Below are 26425 nucleotides of genomic sequence, written 5' to 3'. Positions count from 1 at the left end.
CATATTATGAGAAAAACAATAATACCAATAGTATTCCTTTTTCTAGCATTAACGAGCTGCGAAAAAGATTATTTAAATTTAGAACCATTAGATAAGGTTACAGAATCAGTATACTTTAATAAACCAGAACATTTTTTATTTGCATCAAATAAATTATATGAAGGTATGGTAAGTTGGAGGCCTACTAAACCAAGTGGACTTCCTAATGATTTTAATAGTAGATTTAATGACTTTATAGATTTTGGAAGTGATTTAGACTTAACTGCTAATGAAATAGGAAGAGGATCTAATGTTATTTCAAATGTAGATAAATATTGGACAAACACTTATTACTACTTAAGAGATATTAATATTGTATTAGAAAAAGCAAATGAGTTTAATGGCGATGAATCAGATATTTCAGAGTATGTAGGAGCTGCTTACTTTTTTAGAGCTTGGCAACACTTTTTTCTATTACAACGCTTTGGAGGTGTGCCAATAGTTACTACTGTCTTAGACCTAGATTCTCCAGAACTTTTTGGCGCTAGAAATAGCAGATATGAAGTAGTAGATCAAATTATTTTAGATTTAGATGAAGCAATAAACAAACTTCCTAAAGAACAAAATATTGGAAGTGGAGATAAAGGAAAAATAAGTAGTGATGCTGCTAAAGCATTTAAAGCAAAAGTGTTACTATATGAAGCTACTTGGGAAAAATATGTTGGCACGACTACAGATTTTCAAGGTTCAGGTGGTTCTTCAGCAAATATAGCAGAATACTTTAATCAAGTAGCTACATTATGTAAAGATGTTATAGATAATGGAGGTTATTCTCTATGGAATAATAATAGTTCATTAGATAATTATAGCAATCGTTATTTATTTAACTTAGAAGATTCTGGTTCTAATCCAGCAGGTTTAGATAAATCTACCAATAATGAGTTTATCATACAAAGCATTTACGACTTTGAGTTAAGACAAGCAAACACAGATGTAAGTCTAGCTTTTGAGCGTTTTCGCCCAAATAGAAAGTTTATGGATCTGTTTTTATGTACAGACGGTTTACCAATTGATAAATCAGGTTTGTTTGGCGGGTATAATAAAACATCTGATGAATTTTTAAATAGAGATTTTAGAATGGCATCCTATTTTAACTCAAGTGTTCCAACAGATGGTTCTGTGGGAATTGGGTCAAAAAGACCTGGAGAGGGTTTAGGTTTAGCATTAAAGAAGTTTTTTTCATATAAATATGGTAGTTATAGAGCAGCTCAACAAGAAGCCTTTAATTATCCGCACTTAAGATTGGCAGAAGTTTATTTAATGTATGCAGAAGCAATTTTAGAAAGAGATGGTAGTATTTCTGATGCAGACTTAAATTATTCACTTAATAAAGTAAGAACTCGTGCAGGTGTAGCTCCATTAACTAATGCATTAGCTTCATCAACAAATTTAGATATTATGGAAGAAATACGTCGTGAACGTGCCATAGAACTATTTGCAGAGAACAGTAGGTTTAACGATTTAAAAAGATGGGGGATAGCAGAAAGTGTTTTAAATGAAACTATTTATGGCGCTGTCATTGAAGATACAGAATACGAAGGAAATACAAATTTATACGTGCCGTCAGATTTTGTACATGGCACAACAGCTTATGAAACAGTAAATGGAGTTAAGCAAACTTTAGTTACAGATCCATCATCAAATAGAAATTTTACAAGAAAAAACTATTTATTTCCAATACCTCAAAGCCAAATAATATTAAATCCTTCATTGGTACAAAATCCTAATTGGTAGTATATAAAATATAATTTTAAAAATGAAAAAATGAAAAAAACTAAAATAATAGCAAGTCTCTTTACACTGTTATTTATTGGTTTAATTACCATAAGTATTAGCTGTGTAGACAATGAAGAAATAAAGCCTTATCAATATCCAGAGCCTTTTTTAGAAGGTTTTAGTCCAACAAGTGGTGTACCAGGAACTTCAGTTACAATTACAGGTACAGATTTTGGTGATTATAGTAAAGCAGTAACTGTTTATTTTAACGGAATAGCTACAACCGAAGATGATCTTGTTAGTGTAACAAATAATCAAATGGTAGTTAAAGTACCACAAGAAACTACAGAAGGTATTGGTACTGTAGAAGTTAAAGTATGGACATATAATAAAATTGCCGAAGGTGATTTTACAGTTTTACCATCTGCAACTTACGATAGAATTGAACCAATAGAGGGTAAACCAGGAGATGAGTTAACGATTTATGGAGAAAATTTTGGCGATGATCAATCTCAAGTTTCAGTTCTTTTTAAAAGTGATATAACAGCAGAGATTGTTTCATTTTCAAGTACTGAAATCAAAGTAATAGTTCCAGAAGAAGGGATTACTGGTCCTATATCTGTTAAAATAGGTGTGCAAGAATTAGTAACACAAGCATTTTCTTATCCTTTAGTAGGTCTAGATTTTATGTTTGATGAAGCAGCAAATAATGAAGGTTGGGAAGCAGGAAATAATTCTACCTATGAAGTTTCAAATGGAAGTTTTAATGTTAATTTTGATATGAATGCTGCAAAAAGAAGAGCAGATTTAAAACTCACAAATAATGCAAAAGTAAATGTGGGAAGTTTTCCAATTCTAGCAATTAAATTAAACAAACCCCAAAGTGGTAACTTTATTCTAGATACAAATTTCGGATCCTATAAAAATGGATCAAATAATTGGGAAGGTATAATTCATGGTGATATATATTATTATGATTTAACAAGTACGTTTGGGGCTAGTAATACTTTATCATTAACAGAAGATACAGAATTTAGTACATTTCAATTTAAGATTGCTGATATCATTACAGATGAAACAGGGTATTCTGTAGATTGGGTAAGATCTTTCGAAAGCTTAAATGCTTTAAAAGAATATACAGAGCTACCAAATGGTAAGTTTAGTTATCACTTTAATGATGCTAATCCAACTGAATATTGGGTAGGTAAACAAGGCGCAAACAATATTATTGAAGATGGCAAGCTTAAAGTTACATTTGCAGCTGGTCAATCAAAAAGAAGAGCTGATTTAAGCTATATTGAAGGAGCAACGTTTCCTGCTGATTCTCCAAATGGACTTTGGCGTTATAGCGAAGAATACCCAATTTTAGCACTTAAAATTGCCTTTACAGGAACAGGTTTACCAACTTTAGGCACAGGTAATATAAAATTAGACCGTTTTAACGGAGCTCAAAATAATGCCTATCTAACAGACTTTATTGCCGATAATGTAATTTACTATGATTGTGCTATTGACGGAGGTTTTACTGAATCTCAAGACCTACCTTCTTTTACTTTTAAAATAGCTGATATTACATCAACAGAAGAAACTGGTTATGAGCTAGATTGGATTCAAAGCTTTAAGAATGTAGAAGAATTACAAGCTTATATACAAAGTCATTAATTTTAAATTACAAATAGAAAACATATAAATAATTATGAAGAATTTTTTAATATTAATACTAATAACTTTATTGTTTAGTTGCGAAAACATAGAAGATGAAGTGACTAAATCTCAGGTTATAGTTACAATAAACCCAGTAGCTACAGATGATGTTATAGATGCAGAAGAATTTTTAAACGAAACTCAAACCGTAAGCGGAACAGCTACAAATGGTAATGCATCAGATGGAGATAATGTTATGATTATTGTTAATACTCAAACTTATAACACAACACTTTCTGATAACGAATTTTCAATTGAAATCCCAACACTAGATATTGTTAGAGATATAGATAATAGAATTTTTGTTTCTGTAACATCTAGCGATTCTTCTACCGGAATTAGTACAGTAAAATCTGCAGTTAGAGTTGTAACTACAGAAGGAGATCTTGGTTTAAGAAATTTTAATCATCCAGGTCTTTTAGTTACCCAAGCTGATTTTGATAGAATAATACCTAAAGTAAATGCAAGTGTAGAACCATGGGCTTCTGGTTGGAATAAACTAATTCAAAACCCCCATGCTTCATTAAGTTATTCGCCAAGTCCTGTAGTTAAGTTAATAAGAGGTGGAAATTCTAGAGAAGAACCAGAACCAGATAACTATTCAACAGCATTTAATGATGCTGCAGCAGCATTTCAAACTGCAGTTAGATGGAAAATTACTGGTGATGCTACATATGCAGAAAAATCAATTCAAATTTTAAATGCTTGGGCTTCTACAAATAAAAGTATTAATGGCGATAGTAACATTGCCCTAGCTGCTGGTATTTACGGATCTCAATTTGCTAACGCAGCAGAAATTATGAGAGATTATGATGGATGGAATTCTCAAGATTTTGAAGATTTTAAAACTTGGATAGTAGATGTCTTTTATAAAGTAAGTAAAGATTTTATAGATACGCATTATGGAACTTGTATATCTCACTATTGGGCAAATTGGGATTTAGCTAACCTTTCTAATATTTTAGCTATATCTGTATTAATTGAAGATGATGTAATGTATGCGTTTGTAATAAATTATCTAAAAAATGGTTTAAGTAATGGTAATTTAAATTTAGCTATAAATTATATACATCCTGATGGACTTGGTCAATTACAAGAAAGTGGTAGAGACCAAGGACATACATTGCTTTGTATTGGTTTAATGTCTGATATAGCAAGAATGGCGTATAACCAAGGAGACGATTTGTATAGTTATCAAGATAATAGAATTTTAAAAGGTGCAGAATATGCAGCAAAATACAATGTAGCAAATCAATCTGTTCCTTTTCAAGAATATTACACCTGTACTGCTGGAGGACAAACTCATACTGAGATTTCTGATGACGGGAGAGGTAATGTTAGACCAATTTGGGCTGGTTTGTATAACCATTATGTAATTAAAATGGGATTAAACGCTCCAAATTTAAAATTTGCAATAGACAATTTACCTGCTGAAGGTGGTGGTGGTGATTATAGCCCTAACAGTGGTGGTTATGATTCTTTAGGTTTTGGTACTTTATTATATACAGAGGAATAAAATAAATTGAATTACACTTATAAAAGTCTATTTAAAATTTTCTTTAAATAGACTTTTTTTATTTCTAAAAAAATTAAAATAAAAAATGGACTATAATTTATTTAATCTGAACCATAATTTATGTAAGTTTTTATATGGATAAATTAGTTTTATGTTTTATTAATTTTAAAACATAATATTATGAAAACACAATTACAATTTTTATTAGTAACATTAATGCTAAGTGCAACATCCTTAATTTCAGCTCAAGGAGGAATAAATCAAAATTTCGCTTCATTAGGAGATTGGTTTGTAGATGATAAACCTAATGGAACTAGCTCGGTTTCTGGAGGTCATTTAATCGTAACAATGGGAGATCAAGGTAATGGAAAATATCGTGCTGATTTAAAAAATGATAATGCAACTTATACTATAAATTCTACTACAGATAAAATAATTGCGGTTAAATTTATTGGTGATAAACCAGCTACTGGAGCTTTTAAAGCAGAGCTAAGAAATGAAACTGCTGCAGCTTGGATGAATAATGGCGGAGGTAAATATACTCCTACTGGCTCCATAACAACTACTGAAGGAAATTTAATTTATTACTTTGATTTTAGTGGAGACGCTAATTACACAACTGGAGATATTTCTATTTCTAGAATAGGATTTACTCTTGCTGATGTTGTAGACCCAACAAATTATACAATAGACTGGGTTGCAACATTCGTAGATTTAGCTGCTCTTGAAGCTTATAAGGATGTTAAAGATGATGGTGTTTCAGATACAGAAGGTAGTATTTTAGGTTTAGATACTAACACTTTGGTAGATAATGTGTTTAAGGTTTATCCAAATCCAGTAAATAGTAGTTCTTTTAATTTAGAGTTAAATAATTTAAGTGCTTATAATAATAGAATTGAAGTATATAATTTATTAGGTGCTAAAGTTTTAAATAAGAAGATAGAAACAAATAAAACAGAAATATTTCACAAATTAAACGCTGGTATTTATATTATTAAAATTGGTGAAAATGCAAAAAAATTAATAATTAAATAAATTTTTAATATTTCAAACCCTAAATGTAAAATGTATAAACTATTTTTAAATTTAGGGTTTTTTATATGTATATTTAAGTCAAATTTCTTAAAATTAAAGCATTATGAATCATAATTTATCGATTTTAGATTATGGTTTAAATAAAATATAAGGTGTAGATAATAACTTTGAGCTAACTATAAACTTAAATTATTATTTATGAAAAAAAAATCACTTTTTTTATTAACGTGTTCTTTGTTAATAATTTCAAATTTTATTTATGCACAAGAAAGTATAAATCAACCATTTTCAAGTTTTGGAGATTGGTCTGTTTCTAATAATGGTTCAGGTACAAGTACTATTGTAGACAACCATTTAAATGTGGTAATGGGCTTATCTGGCAGTAAATATAGAGCAGATTTAAAATTTCTGGCAGGTACTAATTATACCATTAATAAAACTTCAGATAAAATATTGGCTTTAAAATTTATTGGAGATAAACCAAATTCTGGTAACATAAAAGGAGAAATCCACGATGCAACCAATAATTTATGGATTAACAATGGAGGTGTTGCCTACACTATTTCTGGTCCTGTTAAAACTGCTGCAGGAAATAATATTTATTATTTTGATTTTAGTGGAGATGCAAATTATTCTACAGGAGATATAGAGGTAGATAAAATAAATATTAAAATAGCAGATGTTGATGACCCTACAACTTATGTTATAGACTGGGTTGCCTCATTTGAATCTCTTGCAGACCTGCAAGCGTATAAAAATACTTCAGATGATCTTACAAATGACGCTGATGAACCTTCTACAGATAAAGCAGACTTTGTAAATACTTTTTTTGAACTAGATAATGGATGGTCAGTTTCAGATAATGGTGCAGGATCACATTCTATAACAGATAATCGTCATATAGATGTAAATATGGGGTTATCAGGTACTAAATATCGTGCAGATTTAAAATTTGATGCAGGTGGAGATGCAAAAAAGTTTTATACTTTTAATCCAGCAGAAGAAAAATATATAGCAGTAAAATTTATTGGAGATAAACCAGATGCAACATTTAAAATGGAGTTCCATGATGCAAATGGAGGTTGGTTTAATAGAGGTGGATCTAAATATAGTAACAATGCTCTAGGAAGCAATACAGAACAAGGTAATAATATATATTACTTTATTCTAGATCAAGATTCAGGTTACACAGGTACTTCAAACTTTTCTATAGATAGAATTAATTTTGTAATTGCAGATAACGTTTCTATTACTGCTTATAAAATAGATTGGGTTGCTACTTTTACTAATTTGGCAGATATTACATCAGAAAAAGATATAGCCGATGATTTAGGTGTAGATGATACAGATGAAGATGTTATAATTGATTCAGGTGAGTCTTTAACATTAACTACAGATATTGTTAACAGTATTGTAGTTAATGGTACAGGTACTTTAACAGTAAATACCACAGATTTAGATATACCAAGATTAACAATAAATAATACAGGAACAGTTACCATAGAAGAAGATAAAGCATTAGAAATAGAATCTAGTTTAACAAACAATAGCACTAATTCTCTTTTAATAAAAAACGGAGGGTCTTTAATTGTAAAAGGTACATCAACAGGAAACATTTCTTATCAAGTAAACGCTAATGATACAAATTGGCATTTGTTATCAAGTCCAGTTGTTGGCGCTACTTATAACGGAACTTGGATAACGGATAATGATATAGATGATACTTCAAGTGCTGGCACAAATATTGGTATTGGTTGGTATACAAACACAGTTGATGCTAATGGAGTTTGGACCTATGCAACTGATGCTTCAAATTCAGGATCATTTACAAATGCAAAAGGATTTTCAATAAAAAAAGACGCAACAACAAATAGCTATGTAACATTTACGGGTACACTAAAAACAGATAATTTAACAAGTTCTATTACCCAAAATACTAATAATTGGAATTTACTAGGTAACCCTTACCCATCTTATATATTAGTAAGTGACTTAATTAATGATAATGCAGCAAATTTAACAGATACACATGAAAGTGTTTATGTTTGGAATGGAACGGATTATGTTGCCTTAACAAGCACAGATTATATTCATCCAGGTCAAGGATTTTTTGTGAGCGCAGATAATTCTACTGCTGATAACTTTTCAATTGATGCTTCTAAATTAAGTGTACAAACAGGTGTTACTTTATATAAAGCAGCTAGCCAACCTACAATTACATTATTAATGAATGATGGGACTAATGTAAAATCAACAGAAATTAACTACATAGAAGATAAAACAAAAGGTTTAGATCCAGGTTTTGATATCGGAACATTTACAGGAGAACCAAGTACTTTCAGTATTTATTCTCATTTGGTAAATGAAAATAAAGGAATAGATTTTATGCGTCAATCCCTACCAAATACAGATTTTGAAAATATGATTGTTCCAATAGGAATTAACGCTTCAACTGGCAAAGAACTAAGTTTTACTGCAGATGTTGTTAATTTACCAAATGATATAAAAGTGTATTTAGAAGATAGAGTTAAAAATACGTTTACACTTATAAATAATAGAAGTAACCAATATAAAGTTTCTTTAGATACAGATTTAAATGGTGTAGGTAGATTCTTTTTACATACTACTCAAAATGCTTTAAACTTAAATTCAGAAAACCTATCGAACAATATAAATATATATACTACAGATAATTCAGAACTAAAGATAGTTGGTTTAAAAAATGGTAAAACTTCGATTAAACTTTATAATGTTTTAGGAAAACAACTAATCAAAAGCTCTTTTAATGCAAAAGGACTTGAAACTATTTCTTTACCAAAAGTAGCAAAAGGAATATATATTGTACAACTAGAATTTGAATCAGGAAAATTAAACAAGAAAATTATTTTAGAATAATTATAAATTAATACTAAAACAATGAAAAAAATAGAAAGAAATTCAGAGAATATTACTCGTAAAGAAGCTATAAAAAAAATTAGTAATTATGGTAAATATACAGCCCTCACAGCATTAGGGACTTATATAATTTTAAACCCACAAAGGGCACAAGCTCAAAGCGCTCCATCAGATCCTGGAACAGGGTTTTAAGATAATTCACTAAAAACTAGAATTAAATTTCAAAGATTTAATTCTAGTTTTATGTTTTACAGGCAACATTTAATCTATTGAAAATCAATTTTTTATTTTTTAATGAACATTGATTGATATATATTGATTGATAGTTTATAGTCTAAAATATACTTTTTTTTTAATATTGATATAACTTACAAGAATTAATTTTTTGTGTTTAAATAACTCAATAGAAAATAATTAAAAACCAATGTTCAGAACTTTTTTAATACTTATTTTTTTATCAACTACAATAACTTTAAAAGCAAATGAAGTTTCAACTAATTATAAAGATAACGTAATTTCATCAGAAAAAATCTCATCACCAAATGGTAAATTAAGTTTTCATTTTTATCAAAAGAAAATTAGTAAAACAACTTCTCAAATGTATTATAATGTTTTTTATAACAACCAAGAAGTAGTTTTAGAATCAGAGTTAGGTGTTTTAATTCAGAATAATTTATTTGAATCTGCATTAGCTATAGAAAATGACCCAAGTAAATTTTGGTGCGAAAATTTAACGTTATTATCTGTTGATAATAAATCAGAAAATTCTACTTGGAAGCCTATTTATGGAGAAAGAAACATTGTTAAAAACAACTATAATGAAATTATACTACATTTTAATAAATATGGAGAAAAAGCGCATATAGAAAAAGGAGAAAACGGAACACATTACAATAAAAGACGTAGTTATAATATGGATGTAATTGTACGTGTTTATGATGAAGGAGTTGCTTTTCGTTATCATTTTCCAGAAACTTCAAATGGTTTGTTTTTACATATAGAAGGAGAACAAACTAGTTACGCTTTACCTAAAAACACAATGGCTTATTATGAAAGATGGGCACAAGGACCTTATAGCTATTTACCATTAAAAAACTGGCCAGGAGAATCAGAGCGTCCTTTGACTTTAGATTTAGAAAACGGACTTCATGTATCACTTTTAGAGGCAGAAATGATTGATTATAGTAGAGGTAAGTTTAAGTTAAGTAAAGCAAAGCCTAATACTATCAATTTATCAATGTACGACAAAGTAGATATAATTACTCCCTACTCTACTCCATGGCGTGTAATTATGGTGGCAGAAAAAGCAAGTGAATTATTAGAGAACAACGATATTATTTTAAACTTAAATCAGCCTAATCAAATAAAAAACACTTCTTGGATAAAGCCTGGAAAAGTAATAAGGTCTAATTTAACCACAAAAGAAGCAAAAGAGTGTGTAGATTTTGCAGCAGAACGTAATTTACAATATGTGCATTTAGATGCTGGTTGGTATGGTCCAGAAATGAAAGTAAGTTCAGATGCTACTACAGTTTCTAAAGACAAAGATATTAAAATGCAAGAGCTGGTTAATTATGCAGCTAAAAAAGAAATTGGCATTTTTCTTTACATTAATCAAAGAGCTTTAACCAATAACTTAGATGAAGTTTTTACACAGTGTAGCAATTGGGGTATAAAAGGTATTAAGTTTGGTTTTGTACAAATAGGTTCTAGTAAATGGTCTACTTGGATGCATAATGCAGTCAAAAAAGCAGCGGAATACCAATTAATGATAGATGTTCATGACGAATATCGTCCAACAGGATTTAGTAGAACATACCCAAATTTAATGACACAAGAAGGGATTCGTGGTAATGAAGAAATGCCAGATGCAACTCATAATACCATTTTGCCTTTTACACGTTTTTTAGCTGGGGCAGGAGATTATACCATTTGTTATTATAATAATAGAATTAAAACGACACATGCACATCAACTAGCACTATCTGTAGTGATGTATAGTCCAATTCAGTTTATGTATTGGTACGATAAACCAAGTGCTTATCAAGGGGAGCCAGAAATTGCTTTTTTTGATGCAGTACCAACAGTTTGGGATGATACTAAAGTTTTACAAGGTACACCAGGTAAATATATTGTTACAGCAAGAAAATCAAAGGAAGATTGGTTTATTGGTGCAATTACGAATACAGATGCCAGAGAAATTAATATTTCATTAAGCTTTTTAGATAAAAATTCTAATTATGAAGCAATTATTTATAATGATGATGATACTGTAAATACAAGAACAAAAGTTGGTGTAAATAAAGCTAAGGTTAAAAATTCAACTGTTTTGCCAATAAAAATGAAAGCTTCAGGAGGAAGCGCAATACACATTAAAAAAATAATTTAATTTTTTTTGCAATCAATATTTTATAAAGAAAGAGAGTTCTATAGTATGAGAAATTTTGTTATTAATATTATTTTATTGTTTGTTTTGATATTTAATATCAATGCGCAAACATTTCCAATACCACAATCTGTAGGTAAAAATCACCCAAGAGTATTAACAAGAAATACAACAAAAGAAGACTTAAATTCTTTGATAAAAAATAAAGATTGGGCACAAAAAATAGTTTCAAAAACAGAGAATAGATTAAAACCTATCTTAAAAAACATCAAGAAAGATAAAGACTGGCTTCGTTCTCGATTACAAATGTATTGGAATGCAAAATCTACACAAGTTTATATTAATGGAGGTGTTTTTGATCATGCAAAAGGTAATGCGCCAGAACCAACAGTTAAATATCCTGGTACAAGAAACCATACAACAGACTATATTAGACCAAAATTAGAAGATATAAAGCCATTTATGGACGATCTTAGAGGTTTATATTTACAGCATAAAAGCAGAAAAGAATCTTGGGAATGGACAAGCATTTCTAAAACAGGAAAAATTGTTGAATCTATAAATCGAGAAATATTAAGCATTGCCAAAGACGCCGCTTTTTTATATTGGTATACAGGTAAAGAAGAGTATGCAGATGTCGCTTATGGCGTTTTAAATACATATTTAACAGGTATTTATTATAGAGAAATCCCTATTGATATTAGTCACGGACATCATCAAACTTTAGTAGGTTATTCATCCTTCGAAGTTATACAAGAACATATTCTAGGAGACATAAGTATTTGTTACGATTTTTTACATAATTATATTAAAAATAAGCACTCAGAAAAAATTAATTTATTTGATGCTACACTACAAAAATGGGCAGATTTAATTATTCAAAATGGCGTAAGTTTTAATAACTGGAATTTGCTACAAGCAGCTCATATATCTAACATAGCTTTAGTTTTAGAAGATAATGACGAATATGAAAACGGAAAAGGTGGTCCTTATTATTTAGATCAAATTATGAACCAAACATCAACCAGACAATGGTCTATGAAAAAATTGATGGATTATGGTTATGATAATAAAACAGGAATTTGGAATGAGAGCCCAGGATACTCTATGAATGTCTTGAACGACTTTATTCATTTTGCAGAATTTTATGACCGTAATTTTAATATCGATTTGATAAAAGAAATTCCGGTTTTAAAACAAGCTGTAAAATCGGCTGCAGAATATTTATCCCCCAATAAATTTATGGTAGCTTTTGGCGATGGACATTATAAACATTTAAGATCAGAGCCAATTAAATATTTAATAGAGAATGCTAGAAAATATAATAAAGTAGATGACGAAATTTACTTTACAAAAATGTACAAAACCATTTATAATGATGATACCAATGAAGAGTTTATTGGAAAAAAGCTAGCAGATTTATTTTCACATGAAGCATTCCTGTTCAAAGAAGATGTTAAAGCAACAAAATTAACAGATTTTACTTCTCCTTTATTTTATGCTCCTAATACTAGTTGGTTAGTACAACGTCAGGGAGAGGAGGAAAAAGATGCTTTAATGATTAGTCAGATAGGGTCTTTGGGAAATCACATGCATTCTAATGGTATTGCAATGGAATTATATGGGAAGGGATTTCCATTGGCTCCAGAAATGGGACATGGTTCTAGTTATTTTTCTATAGAATATGCCGAATATTACACACAGTTTCCTGCACACAATACCGTAATTGTTAATGGAAAATCAAAATATCCTGAAATGAAAAGCAATCATGCTTTTAAGGTTTTAGGAATGTATCCAAAAAGTCAAAAAAAGCAAGGGAATTTAGAGGGGTATACTTTTTCTGATGTTGAATTTTTAGAACCAGAAACAAATAGTAATCAACGTAGAGTTATGGGGATTATTAAAAATGATATTGGTGGTTTTTATGTAGATATTTTTAGATCTAAACAAAAAGAAAATAAGGACGATAAACATGAGTATTTTTATCATAATTTAGGTCAACAATTAAATTTATCCAACACAAATAATCAGCCTTTAGCATTAAAACCAACCTCTTCTTTAGCTTTTGGAGATGGAGATTTAATGGCCTATGATTATATGTGGAACAAGGAGTCCATCAAAACCAATGAAGATTTTAAAGGACAATTTTCTTTAAAAATGGAAGATCGTACTGTAAATATGAATTTATGGTTTAAAGGAGAAGATGATAGAGAAGTGTTTTCTGTAATGTCTCCAAAATCAACAGCATTTCGTCATGGCCCACTTCCTAAAGAATTTAACAACAATCCAATTCCTACCTTGGTTGTAAAACAAAATGGAGAAGCGTGGAACAGACCTTTTGTGTCCATTTACGAACCTGCTGAAAATGGCAATACTGAAATTAAATCAGTAAATTATTTTGGAGCAGAAGAAAGTGTTGGTATTCATATTGTAGAAAAATCAGGTAAAGAAAGTTTTGTGTTTTCAAATACAAAGAATGATGATGTATTAGCTAAGAATCAGTTTTCTGTAACAGGAACTTATGGGGTGATTACTACAAAGAATAATGATTTTACTTTGTTTTTAGGAAAAGGAAAATCAATTTCTAATTCAAAATATATTTTAGAGGTGATGGGGCAACCAGCATCTGCTTCTTTAAAAAAGGAAAAGAATCAGTGGTTTTTAGGAACAGATGGGGCTACGGATTTAAAAATAAAAGTAAATCATAAAATTAAAAAAGCAAGATTGATTGATGCCTCAGGTAAAGAATATGTGGGTAAGTACAATAGAAAATCTAAAAGTGTAATTTTTCATCTTCCATTTATTTCTTTTCAAGCGATTAAAATGGAGTTAAACTAATGATGAAATTATCTCATTTTGATAAATAATTAGATGTTTTTTAAAGAATTAAATACAATGAAAAAATTCATAGGAGTTATTATTGCATTGATTTGCTTTCAAATTTCGGCTCAAGAAAATCTTGTGATTTATGAAGTTCCTGGAGGATATAAATATTCAGCACATAATGATGATTTTACGGTTTTGGTAAGAGAGCCAAAGGGAACATGGAAAGATCTTTTTGAGTATAATGTTGAGGTTGATTTGGATACCAAATCAAAAGCATCAATGGTTCATTTTGATTTTGATAAAAAAGTAGAAGTAAAGGTTAGAAAGAATAATGGAAATATTAACAATGTTGAGATTAGACCAAAATCATCTGGAGTAAAATCAAATGTAAATGGAAACGAAATCACTTTTGTATTAGATAAACCGATGAATCTTTCTGTTGAAATTAATGGAGACAAACTCCATAATTTACATGTTTTTGCAAATCCTATGGAGAAACATAGACCAGATCCTGAAGATCCTAATGTTATTTATTTTGGCCCTGGAGTACATCAACCTAAAGATCAACCAGGAGATGTATATCATATTCCATCAGGAAAAACCGTTTATGTGCATGGTGGAGCTATTATCAAAGCTAAATTTTTAGTAGATAAAGCTAAAGATGTAAAAATTATAGGTAGAGGAATTGTAATGCAGCCAGAAAGAGGGGTTGAGGTTAGATATTCTAAAAACCTAACCATAGATGGTTTAATTTTTATCAATCCAAAACATTATACCATATATGGTGGTGAAACAAAAGGATTAACCATAAAAAACATCAAATCTTTTAGTAGCAATGGATGGAGTGATGGAATTGATTTAATGTCTTGTTCTGATGTAGAAATAAATAATGTATTTATGAGAAATTCAGATGATTGCATTGCTATTTATGCTCATCGTTGGAATTTTTACGGAAATGCAGAAAACTACAATATTAAGAATTCTATTCTTTGGGCAGATATTGCACATCCTACAAATATTGGTTTACATGGAAATGCTGAGCATGTTGGAGATACCATTCAAAATATTACTTTTTCAAATATAGATATTTTAGAACATGATGAAGATGATCGCAACTATCAAGGTTGTTTGGCTATTAGTGGTAGTGATAAAAATTTAATCAAGAATATCCGTTATGAAGATATTAGAATAGACAATATACAAGAAGGACAGTTGTTTAATTTTAGAGTGTTTTTTAATGAAAAATATAGTGCTGCTCCAGGTAGAGGTATAGAAGGTTTGGTACTTAAAAACATTAGTTATACTGGAGCGCTTCCCAATCCATCCTTAATTCAAGGATATAGTGCAGACAAGCAAATTAAAGATGTCACGATTCAGAACTTAAAAATTAATGGTCAAGTGATTTCAGCACAAGATCCTACTTTTTTTACCATAGGAAAATTTACAAATGATATAAATATTAAAAAATGAGAAAATCATTAACACTCTTAAATTTTATAGTTGTGTTCGCAATTTTTTCAAGTTGTAAAAACAATACAGAAAAAAAAGAATTGACAATAAAGGTATCCAATAGTTTGGATTTTTCGCGTAAAGAAGTTGTAGCCGTTGGTACTGAAAATCTTTTTGAGTTATTAAAAAATACTGAAAAAGAACATATCAAAATAAAAAAACAAGGTACAGAAGATTTTCTTCTTACCCAGTGGATAGATAACAACCTAGATGGAATAATGGATGAATTACTTTTTCAGGCAGAAACTCCAGCAAATGCTTCAGTAAATTATGTTGTAGTAATCGATAGTATCAATACTGTTAAAGAAACAAAAGCAGTTACTTTTTCTAGATTGGTTCCAGAAAGAACAGATGATTATACTTGGGAAAATGACAAAGTTGCTTTTAGAACCTATGGACCTGAAGCACAGCGTAGAATTGAAGAAAACGAATATGGAGGAACCTTGTCTAGTGGAATAGATCTTTGGTTAAAAAAAGTAGACTATTCTATTATTGACAAATGGTATGCTAAAAATGTAGAAACCGAAGGATATTATCATATAGATCATGGTGAAGGGTATGATCCTTATCACGTTGGAAAAAGTAGAGGAACTGGAGGTATTGGTATTTGGGAGAATGATAGTTTATATGTTTCTAAAAACTTTAAGACCTGTAAAACTATTGCAATAGGACCTTTAAGAACAGTTTTTGAATTGGATTATGCACCATGGAGTGACTACAATGTAAAAGAAAGCAAAAGAATATCCTTAGACTTAGGAAGTAATTTTTCAAAATTCGATATCAAACTAGTTTCTAAAAAACAAGTTCCTAATTATACCATTGGAATTACAAAACACGATGGAAAAGGAGAGGTTAAATTAAATAAAGCAAAAGGTTTGTTTAGGTATTGGGAGCCAATTGATGATGCTTTTGTAGGTGAAGGAATTGTAATTGATGAAAAGTTAGTAAAAGTATCAATAAATTATGATGCTAAAACACCAGACCAAAGTCAAGTATTAATAGTTACTCATCCAAAAGGAAATAAGCTCAGTTATTATGCAGGTTTTGCTTGGACAAAAAGTGGACAAGTGGTTAGTAAAGTGGATTGGGATGACATCTTAGAGAGACAACGTTTAATTGTTAAAAATCCATTGATATTATCAATAGAAAAATAAAATAAAAATGAAATTAATAGATAAATCAATCATTAAGAAAGCTCTTTATTTAATAATAATAACGATACAGTCAACTTTTGCACAGCAATATGTATCTCAAGTTTGGCAGTCAGATAATGAAGATGGAACATTTACAAATCCAGTTTTATATGCAGACTATTCAGATCCTGATGTTATTCGCGTAGGTGATGATTTTTATATGACAGCCAGTAGTTTTAATTGCACTCCTGGTTTACCAATATTACATTCTAAAGATTTGGTGAATTGGGAAATCGTTAATTACGCATTAGAAAAGCAAATTCCTGAGGAAGTATTCAATATTCCTCAACACAGTAAAGGGGTTTGGGCTCCTTCTCTGCGCTATCATAACAATGAATTTTACATTTATTGGGGGGATCCAGATTTTGGAGTTTATATGGTTAAAACTCATGATGTTTATGGAAAATGGTCTAAACCGATACTAGTTTTAGAAGGGAAAGGAATTATAGATCCTTGTCCACTTTGGGATGGAGAAAACACCTATTTGGTTCATGCTTGGGCAGGAAGTCGTGCAGGAATTAATAGTGTTTTAACTATGCGAACTATGAATAAAGAAGGAACACAAGTTTTAGATGAAGGAAAAAATGTATTTGATGGACATAAAAATCATCATACAGTAGAAGGACCAAAATTGTATAAAAAAGATGACTATTACTACATTTTAGCACCTGCTGGTGGTGTAGAAACTGGATGGCAATTGGCTTTACGGTCTAAAAATATATATGGCCCATATCAAGAAAAAATTGTTCTAGAGCAAGGGAGTACAACTATTAATGGACCGCATCAAGGTGCTTGGGTAACTTCATCTGATAAAGAATCTTGGTTTGTACATTTTCAAGATCAGGGAGTTTATGGTAGGGTACTTTGGGTAACTCCAATATTATGGGAAAATAATTGGCCAGAAATGGGGAAAGATATAGACGGAAATGGAATAGGAGAGCCTATCATTACACATAGAAAACCAGTACAAGGAATGCCTTTGTCTTCACCCAAAGAAAGTGATGATTTTAATAATGGAAAACCAGATCTGCAGTGGCAATGGTATGCAAATTCATCTGTTAAATGGAGTGCTCAAATTCCGGGAACTGATTATTTAAGATTGTTTGCTATGAGTAAAAAGGAATTACCTAATTTATGGGATATGCCTAGTTTACTTTTACAAAAAGTACCCGCTCCAAATTTTAAAACAACAACAAAGGTTACCTTAAATACTGAATGGAATACTCCCGGTAAAACAGCTGGGTTAATTATGATGGGGCAGTCATATGCATATGTTGGAATAGCATATCATGATGAAAAATATTGGGTGCAACACATAATTTGTAACAATGCTATTGATGGAAACGCTGAAAAGATCATTGAAGAAAAAGAATTAAAGTCAAATACGGTGTTTTTAAGAATGGAAGTTTCTGCTCCAAATGCAAGTTGTATATTTTATTATAGTGAAGATGGAAAACGTTTTAAAGAAATCGGAACAGGTTTTATTGCCGAAAAAGATTTGTGGATTAGTGCAAAAATGGGCATATTTTCTGTAAGTGAAGATAAAGTAAGAATGGGTGGTTATGCCGATTTTGATTGGTTTAAAGTAGAAAAATAAAACTAAATGTCAGCATTTATAAAAAAGAATAAACTAATTTTTACAAGAATATCACAAAAAATCTGAAGAAACTAATGTTGTTGTTAGGTAGTATGTTATTAAAAATCAATTACAATTTGTCAAACTAATTTTACTAAGATTTTTAGTTTATATTTAAATTTAATATCTTTTTAGTGTAATGTACTATAATTTATAGAGTTAAGATCATAATTTATTTGTTTTTATATTTTTATTAATGAGTTTTATAGGAATATTAATCATTAATAAAATTAAATTATGACGTATTTAAAAAACAACATTAAATTCTTAGCAATTCTTCAGTTATTTTTTTTAATATATTCTTGCAATGAAACTACAGAACAAATTTTATCCGAAATTAAACAGGGAAAAGATATAAATGAACCCATTAGTTTAAATTATTCTCAAGCTAGTTTAGCCAGTAATACCACTGTTTATCCTGGAGGAAATATTCAAAATGCAATTAACTCGATGAGTTCTTCAGGAGGAGGAACAGTTTATTTAGCAGCAGGAAATCATATAATTTCAAGTTCAATTATATTAAAATCTAATGTTAATTTAGAAGGTGTGTCATCTGCAAATTATTATGACGTTATAATAATGCCAAATTCCACAAGTTTTAATGAACCTTTGATAGCAAATTCATCTCCCATAGTTAATATTAATTTAAGAAATTTTAAAATTAGAGGAAACTTAATTTCATCAGAACAAAATTTGCCACCTAGCTATCATACTTCTGGCACAGCGTATACAAACTCAAGCATTAGGGATGATATTTTTGGAATAAAATTAATTGGTGAAGGAACTACATATGCTACTGCAGAAAATAAGAATATAAATATTGAAGATGTAGAGGTAAGAAATTGTTCTATGGGAATTCACCTGAAAGGAATGCGAGACATATTTATGAAAAACCTTAAGTTGCACCAAAATGGTTTAATAGAAACTTATTTTCATAACATCTATTTAAGAAGAGTATTTAAAGTTCATCTTAGAGAGTCTGAAATGACAAATTCTCCAACTGCAAATGGAATTAATGTCTCTCAATCAGAAGATGTTATTTTGAAATACAATAAATGTAATAACAATTTTTTTAGAGGTCTAAGAGTAGAAGGAGAAGCAGGTTATATAATTAATAATGTAGATTTATTTCAAAACGAAACTAAAAACAATGGACAAATTGGTTTTAGAGTTAGAAATGTTAGTAGTGGCAATATATCTACAAATACTTCTACAGGCAATGGAACAAATACAAATTTCTATGCAACTGGTTCCGTTACATTTAATAATAACAGTTGGCAATAAAATCAAGTATAAGCATAATTAATTACACATTTTAAGGTTAAACATAAAAATGAAAACTAGGATGAAGTTCATATAAAACTCCTAGTATTTGTACTATTAGTAGGTTTCAAAAATACCCCAAAAAATAGTGTTGAAGTAAATAATTTTGATGTAGATAAACATTTACGATACACTTCTGATCAGCCAAAAAGGCTTTAAAATTAATTAAAAAAGAAGGAGATATTCCATTTATCACTAATGAAGTTACTTATACAAGAAACCTTCTCTGAAATTAGAATAAGGTCTTAATACTAGACTTACAATAAAAAAGCCGTTCTAAAGAACGGCTTTTTCTTTTTTACATAAAATTCTCCCACATTATTTACTTCCCAACATCAATAATTCATTACAAATAATTTCTGTTACATAACGTTTTTCTCCATCTTTAGTTTCATAAGATCTAGAAGTTAGCTTCCCTTCTATTGCCACTTCATTTCCTTTCTCTAAATATTTTTCTATAATTTCTGAAGTTTTGTTTCATGCAACAATATTATGCAATTGTGTATCTGTTGCTTTTTCTCCTTGTGCATTTTTGTAACTTTCATTTGTTGCAATAGAAAATTTTGCTAATTTTTTTCCAGACTCCTGTCCTATGTTATAATCTCTGGATTGTTACCTAAATTTTCTATTAATTTACTTTGTTTCTAAGTGAGTTCATAATATTTTGTTTTTAATGATTTGTGAATTCTTGGGTCATACCCAATAAATTCAATTATTTTATGTATGCTTTTTGCTTGTGGTTTTGTGAGGTTATTTTTCCACTTATAAATGGTAGAATTGTAAACATCTAATTCTAATGATATTTCAAAAGCAGTATAACCATTTTCTAGACTATATTGCTTGAGGTGGTCTCCTATAAATGTTATAGCCCCTAGGCTTGGGCTTTTTGGAGGTAAGTTGAATTTCGCAAATGGTCAATAAGGTTGTGTAGATGTTATAGAAACTGATAAACTAGGCAAATTACCCTTAACAATTGAGGGTTGTAAAGAAAGAGATCGCTTTGTTTTACAAACTTGTTTCAATTCAAAAACCCCTGTAACATACTCTATGGTAAGTGGTTACTCTAAAGACATTAATATAATTATTAATGCACATCCTAATACATTTCGATTAGCACAAGAAATTTACTTTTAACGACTAACTCATTTAACTAAAAGAGTTTAGAACCCTTCTTAACGAAAAACAAAAATTTAAGGTAAGATTAGGTATTACTTTTGTAGCCCTAACAAATACTCAAGGATAGTCCTCCCCAAAGCTCGTGCTTTGAAAATGTCAAAATATATATATTTTGGCATTTTTTATTACTCTAAATTTAACTTTTACCCTAAAACAGTGCTCTTTTTAAGCTCTTTTATAAAAGGTTGACTATACAATCTTTTGCCCAAAGCATTATGAATTGCATTTGCAACAGCACCACCTGCAGGAGGCAAACCTGGTTCTCCTAATCCTGTTGGCGATAAATTGTTTTCTACAAAATGAACCTCAACTTGTGGTGTTTCTTGCATTCTTATTAATCGATATCTATCAAAGTTTTTGTATTCTGGACTACCTTCTTTAAAAGAAAAATCAGAATACATTGCATGTCCAATTCCGTCTATTACCCCACCTTCTACCTGATTTTTAGCCCCTGTTGGATTTACTAAAATTCCGCAATCTACTGCTGCAGTTACTTTTTTAATTACAGGTAAACCCTCTTTTAGTTCAATTTCTGCAATTTCTGCAACATGAGTATTATGACTATAATATGCTGCAAAACCTTGATAAACTCCTTCTGAAGTTTTACCCCAATTACCTTTTTCTTTTACTAATTTAATAGCATCTTCCATTCTCTGACCAGAATATTGAATCTTTTTATCTGTAGTATTTTTTACATTTTGTAATAATTCTATCAGCAACTCTGTATGGTCTTTACCCATTTCTTGTGCTAACTCATTAAAAAAGCTTTGCTCTGCATAAGCTAAGAAGTTAGTATATGGTGCTCTCCAAGCACCTGTTGTAATGTTACTCTTATAATTTGCAGTTTCTACTTTAAAATTTGGAATACAGCCTGCAGGGAAAAAATTAGGAATTAATCCATACATATTTCCATTAATCGCGGCTTCTTTTAAATGATACCCAGTTACAACACCATCTTTAACAGCTGCTTTAATTCTATATTTAATGGCTGGTCTGTAAACTCCTGTTGTCATATCATCTTCTCTAGTAGATACTAATTTTACAGGTTTATTTATTTTATGAGATATTTCTGCTGCTTCGTAAACAAAATCACCATACAAACGTCTTCCAAAACCACCACCCATTCTTGTCATTTCTATGTGAATGTTTTCTTTATCTGCATCAAACATATCTGCAATTACACTTTCTGCTGCTTCTGGAGTTTGCACTGGGCCAGCTAAATGAATCTTTTCTGATGTAACATCAGCATAAAAATTCATGGGTTCCATACAATTATGAGGTAAAAATGGAGAATGGTAAGTTTTCTCAACTATTTTATCTGCTTTTGCAAAAGCACTTTTAATATTACCATCTTCTCTTCTTGTATCTAATTTATTTCCATCTAAAATTTTAGTCAAAATTTTATCATGATATTCTGAACTTTCTACATTAGAATCTATTTCCCATTGTGCAGAAAGCGCCTTTTTCCCTTTTATTGCTGCCCAAGTATTTTTGGCAATTACAACTACTTTATCAGATTCAGACATTTGAAATGTCCAGCTTCTTTTTCCAGAACTATTAAACTCTCTTACCTTATCGCCTATAGTAATTACATCTATTACTCCATTTACTTGTTTTGCTTTTTCTGCATTAAAAGAAACCAATTTCTGACCAAAAGCTGGTGGTCTTAATACAGAAGCAATCACCATATTTTCTGCTTTATAATCTAAGCCAAATAGGGGTTTACCTGTAATTATTTTATAGATATCTACATTTAAAGCATCTTTACCAACTATGGTATAATCTTTAGTTTCTTTTAGTTTTACATCTTCAGGCACTTCTAATAAAGCAGCTTCTTTTACTACATCTCCATAACCTAACTCATCTCCATTTGCATTGGTAATTACACCTTTAGAAGTGGTTAATGTTGCTGCATCTACATTCCATTTTAACGCTGCTGCATTTACTAGCATTTGTTTTGCAGTTGCACCTGTTTGTCTTAAAGCATCCCAACTAAAACGAATCGATTGGCTACCTCCTGCAACTTGTCTACTAAAATTTTTAGTATCTAAAGCACCTTGTGCTACGTTTACTTTGCTCCAATCTGCATCTAATTCTTCTGCAATAATCATTGGCATTGCTGTTTTTACACCTTGCCCAATTTCTGGATTTGGAGAAAAAATAGTTACATAACCTTCATCAGAAATTTTAATAAAAGCATTAAAATCGTTAAAGTTTAAGCTAGCAATATCTACCGGCATTTTTGCTTCTGGCTTACAAGCTGTTAAAAAATTAAAGCCAATTAATAAACCACCACCTGCTAAAGCTGATGTTTTTAAAAAATTTCTTCTACTAAAATTTGTATCGATTTGAAATTTCATTTTTTTTCAGATTTAGGTTGATTAAGATAATTTTTCAGCAGCTAATTTTACAGCTTTTTCAATTCTATTATAAGAAGCACATCTACAAATATTTCCGTGCATAGCCTCTCTAATTTCTACTGTAGACGGATTTTTATTCTCGCTTAAAAAAGCACTCGCTGTCATTATTTGGCCTGCTTGGCAATAACCACATTGTGGCACATCAGTTTCTGTCCAAGCTTCTTGTACTGGGTGTTTACCTTCTTTAGACAAGCCTTCTATAGTAGTTACTTTTAAATCTTCTAAAACAGAAACCTGAATTTGGCAGCTTCTTGTAGCTGAACCATCTACGTGTACTGTACAAGCACCACATTGCCCAATTCCGCAACCGAATTTTGTACCTACTAAATTAAGTTCATCTCTTAAAACCCAAAGTAAAGGTGTGTCTTCATCAACTGTTACAGAACGTTGTTTTCCGTTAATGTTTAATGTATAACTTGGCATAGAAGTAAATTTTAGAATTGATGTTGTAAGTTACAAAAAAATGCTTTTTGTATATGATGCTGAGGTTAAATGAACTTAAATTATGATGTTTTTAACAATTTATTTATAAGCTGTGTACTTTATCTCTAAGAAAAAGGAGTGTTTAACTATGACTTTTATCAGATTTAAAACGGAATATTTACTTTAATTTTAAGCAATTAAAATAATAGCTTACTTAGAGTTAAAGCTATTCTAAAGATTATTATTATGAAACCAGCAAAAAATACAATCATCTCTTTTTATGAAAACTTAGGGAAGTTATTTTATGCTATTGCAGCAGCAGATAATGTGGTAGAAGAGATTGAATTTAAGACTTTAAAAAAAATTGTAAAAAATAAATGGACAAAAATAGATTCTGTAAATGATGATTATCATTCTGATGCTGCTTATCGAATAGAAACCGTTTTTGATTGGTTAAATAACGAAGGTTTTTCTGATTCTGAAACTTGTTATGAAGAGTTTATGGACTTTAAAAAAGAACACCCTTCATTATTTACAGATGGCATTAAAAGTTTAATTTTAAAGACTGCTATAAAAATTGCAAATTCTGTAACTTATTTTGATGAATCTGAAATATTAATGGTAGAAAAACTCGAATTAGAGTTAGAAAAAGTACATTAAAAAAAGCCTTGATTTTAAAATCAAGGCTTTTTAAATACTATTAATTATTGCCCAACAAAAGCAACTCATTTACTACAACTTCAGTAATATACCTTTTTTCACCTTGTTTCGTTTCATAAGATCTATTTGTTAGTTTACCATCAATAGCAATTTCTTTTCCTTTGGTAATATATTTTTCTACAATGTCTGCAGTTTTATTCCAAGCCACTAGGTTATGCCATTCAACTTTATCAACTTTCTGACCTGAAGCATTTGTATAACTCTCATTTGTAGCCAAAGAAAACTTTGCTAATTTTTTACCAGATTCTAAATTAATTATTTCTGGATCTTGACCCAATCTACCAATTAACTGTACTTTGTTTCTTAACGTATTCATAAGATAAGTTTTAAATTATATTGAATTTCATTAGTTCAATTCAACACTGCAAAGATGCAATGCAACACAAATTATATTCGGTTACAAAACAATTACTTTCGGTTGTAAATGTTTGTAGTCGTTTGTATTTGATTGATTTATTTCTTTAATTAACTTAATAAGAGGTTGATAACAACTATATTAAAAAAAAAATTGATAAAAATAAATTTTCTTTTTGGTTTTTAATAAGCTAGATACACTATATCTAATTCTTTAAAATCTTCTGACGAGAAATTGATCCATCATTAGCAGGTATTTTTAGAAAAATAAATACCATTTACAAATTTGTCTAGGTTAAAATTGATAGAAGCATCATCATAATTTTTAGAGGCAATTAATTTACCACTAACATCAAAACAGTCTATTTTTGCAATTAATTTACTTGCATTTATTTTGATAAATTCTTTTGATGGATTTGGATAAACATCAATATTAAAATTACTTTTTACATCATTTACAGACAAACTACTACTTGGTTTGTAAGTTCTAATCCAATCTATTTTAAACGTATGATTATCTGTATTTGCTAATTCTGTATCTGTAGGCACTACAGATTTACCATTTGCAGTTCTCCAACCTTGTTCTTCTACTGTAAATAAAATATCCATTGGTTTCGACAAACCTGTTCTTGTATCATTATTTGTATCACCTTGATTTACAGAATTGGTGTAAAATAATGGATCTATTTGATCTTTACCTTCTCTTTTGGTTACCTGAACTCCATCAATAAAATAATATAAATGCCAAGGATCTTTCCAGTAAAGACCATATGTGTGGTAATCATCTTTCCAAAGTGTATTTCCATTCGTAATCCAAGTTGGATTTGGAGCAGGGTTTCCATTTCCATTAGCCAATTCATTTGGTTGCCAATCTGCAAACGGACTTCTTATAAATACGTGATGACTAACGTGCATTCTTTTTGCCCACCAAGTAAGATCTTCTTTAGCACTATCTGAATAAGTTGCTCCATAACCTTCCATAAAATCGATTTCTTGTGTATCATCTGGGCTTAATAACCAAGCTCCGTTTGCTAAAACCGAATTCATTACTTTTATTTTAGCTTCTATATAAATAGGATATTGCACTGTTGAATTAGAATGTATTGCGCCTGAATTAATTTTATTAGATTGATATCTTGTTGCTGTTAATTTGAGTTCGCCATTTTCTACGGATGAATGTTGTCGAGTCCAAACTGTAGAACCTGGTCCAGACCATCCATTATGATAAAAATCGTCCCATTTAGAAGTAAACGTGGTTCCTTTATTTGCTGCAGGAGCAGAATAATTAAAATCGTCTGAAACATCTGTTTGCAAAACCCAAGTATCGCCACCAGAAAGTGTAACAGGTATTGCAACTCCATTCCAATCTTGACTAAAAATTGATGCTGATATAAAAAATAGAATTAACCCTAAAAATTGTTTTGTTTTGTTCATTTTCATTTATCCTTTAGATTGTTTTCAAAAATAATATCTAAAGGATAAAAGTGATGTTAAGAGAAAGCAGAAATAATCTGTATTTAAACTTTACAAAAACAACTAACACACTATATATCA

At 30.0% G+C, this 26425-nt stretch carries 17 protein-coding genes and 2 pseudogenes; 14 read left to right on the top strand and 5 right to left on the bottom strand.

The features are described 5' to 3' along the window. Window positions 1-6 precede the first annotated feature (6 nt). From BW723_RS05855 to BW723_RS05805, 12 genes are all read left to right on the top strand, one after another. Window positions 7-1773: a RagB/SusD family nutrient uptake outer membrane protein gene (locus BW723_RS05855; protein WP_068360916.1), complete on the top strand. Its 1767-nt coding sequence runs from the start codon at window positions 7-9 to the stop codon at window positions 1771-1773. A 30-nt stretch (window positions 1774-1803) separates the two neighbouring features. Then, the gene (locus BW723_RS05850) at window positions 1804-3417 is read left to right on the top strand and encodes a DUF4979 domain-containing protein (RefSeq protein ID WP_068360919.1); all 1614 of its coding nucleotides are present in this window, start codon (window positions 1804-1806) and stop codon (window positions 3415-3417) included. A 34-nt stretch (window positions 3418-3451) separates the two neighbouring features. Next, window positions 3452-4975 carry an alginate lyase family protein gene (locus tag BW723_RS05845; protein ID WP_139059109.1) on the top strand — a complete coding sequence of 508 codons (1524 nt, stop codon included), beginning with the start codon at window positions 3452-3454 and terminating at the stop codon, window positions 4973-4975. A gap of 180 nt (window positions 4976-5155) precedes the next feature. Further along, complete coding sequence (locus BW723_RS05840) at window positions 5156-6010, top strand: T9SS type A sorting domain-containing protein (protein WP_068360921.1); 855 nt, start codon at window positions 5156-5158, stop codon at window positions 6008-6010. 198 nt (window positions 6011-6208) lie between these two features. Then, window positions 6209-8905: a T9SS type A sorting domain-containing protein gene (locus tag BW723_RS05835; protein WP_068360924.1), complete on the top strand. Its 2697-nt coding sequence runs from the start codon at window positions 6209-6211 to the stop codon at window positions 8903-8905. Between the two features lie 21 nt (window positions 8906-8926). After that, window positions 8927-9097, top strand: a complete 171-nt coding sequence (locus tag BW723_RS17835) for a hypothetical protein (protein WP_169835733.1) — start codon at window positions 8927-8929, stop codon at window positions 9095-9097. 232 nt (window positions 9098-9329) lie between these two features. After that, window positions 9330-11294, top strand: a complete 1965-nt coding sequence (locus tag BW723_RS05830) for a glycoside hydrolase family 97 protein (RefSeq protein WP_068360926.1) — start codon at window positions 9330-9332, stop codon at window positions 11292-11294. A 45-nt stretch (window positions 11295-11339) separates the two neighbouring features. Continuing rightward, window positions 11340-14129: an endo-acting ulvan lysase-like protein gene (locus BW723_RS05825; protein WP_068360929.1), complete on the top strand. Its 2790-nt coding sequence runs from the start codon at window positions 11340-11342 to the stop codon at window positions 14127-14129. Between the two features lie 57 nt (window positions 14130-14186). Further along, the gene (locus BW723_RS05820; protein WP_068361049.1) at window positions 14187-15587 is read left to right on the top strand and encodes a glycosyl hydrolase family 28 protein; all 1401 of its coding nucleotides are present in this window, start codon (window positions 14187-14189) and stop codon (window positions 15585-15587) included. Further along, on the top strand, window positions 15584-16780 hold the full coding sequence (locus BW723_RS05815; RefSeq protein WP_068360932.1) for a DUF4861 family protein: 1197 nt from the start codon (window positions 15584-15586) through the stop codon (window positions 16778-16780). The genes BW723_RS05820 and BW723_RS05815 overlap by 4 nt, the downstream gene beginning before the upstream one ends. Before the next feature lie 7 nt (window positions 16781-16787). Continuing rightward, a complete protein-coding gene (locus BW723_RS05810) occupies window positions 16788-18416 on the top strand; it encodes a glycoside hydrolase family 43 protein (RefSeq protein WP_068360935.1) in 1629 nt (542 codons plus the stop codon). A gap of 276 nt (window positions 18417-18692) precedes the next feature. Next, the gene (locus BW723_RS05805) at window positions 18693-19739 is read left to right on the top strand and encodes a glycosyl hydrolase family 28-related protein (RefSeq protein WP_068360938.1); all 1047 of its coding nucleotides are present in this window, start codon (window positions 18693-18695) and stop codon (window positions 19737-19739) included. 357 nt (window positions 19740-20096) lie between these two features. Here the strand turns inward: BW723_RS05805 and BW723_RS05800 are convergent. Then, a pseudogene (locus tag BW723_RS05800) lies at window positions 20097-20436 on the bottom strand (single-stranded DNA-binding protein). A gap of 269 nt (window positions 20437-20705) precedes the next feature. Here BW723_RS05800 and BW723_RS17950 point away from each other — a divergent pair. Beyond that, window positions 20706-20912: pseudogene (locus tag BW723_RS17950) on the top strand (histone deacetylase); the annotation flags it as partial. Between the two features lie 185 nt (window positions 20913-21097). On the opposite strand, the gene BW723_RS05790 reads toward BW723_RS17950, so the two are convergent. After that, on the bottom strand, window positions 21098-23314 hold the full coding sequence (locus tag BW723_RS05790) for a molybdopterin cofactor-binding domain-containing protein (protein WP_068360941.1): 2217 nt from the start codon (window positions 23312-23314) through the stop codon (window positions 21098-21100). A 21-nt stretch (window positions 23315-23335) separates the two neighbouring features. Further along, a complete protein-coding gene (locus BW723_RS05785; protein WP_068360944.1) occupies window positions 23336-23797 on the bottom strand; it encodes a (2Fe-2S)-binding protein in 462 nt (153 codons plus the stop codon). Between the two features lie 246 nt (window positions 23798-24043). On the opposite strand from BW723_RS05785, the gene BW723_RS05780 reads away from it, so the two are divergent. Then, window positions 24044-24457 carry a hypothetical protein gene (locus tag BW723_RS05780; RefSeq protein WP_068360947.1) on the top strand — a complete coding sequence of 138 codons (414 nt, stop codon included), beginning with the start codon at window positions 24044-24046 and terminating at the stop codon, window positions 24455-24457. Between the two features lie 40 nt (window positions 24458-24497). On the opposite strand, the gene BW723_RS05775 is transcribed toward BW723_RS05780, so the two are convergent. Both BW723_RS05775 and BW723_RS05770 read right to left on the bottom strand, forming a co-directional pair. Then, window positions 24498-24833, bottom strand: coding sequence for a single-stranded DNA-binding protein (locus BW723_RS05775; protein ID WP_068360950.1), 336 nt, complete (start codon window positions 24831-24833; stop codon window positions 24498-24500). A 284-nt stretch (window positions 24834-25117) separates the two neighbouring features. Beyond that, window positions 25118-26305: a T9SS type A sorting domain-containing protein gene (locus BW723_RS05770; RefSeq protein WP_139059110.1), complete on the bottom strand. Its 1188-nt coding sequence runs from the start codon at window positions 26303-26305 to the stop codon at window positions 25118-25120. Window positions 26306-26425: the final 120 nt, after the last annotated feature.

It is taken from the genome of Polaribacter reichenbachii (assembly GCF_001975665.1).
Classification (GTDB): domain Bacteria; phylum Bacteroidota; class Bacteroidia; order Flavobacteriales; family Flavobacteriaceae; genus Polaribacter; species Polaribacter reichenbachii.
This window is presented reverse-complemented; position numbering and strand designations above follow the sequence as displayed.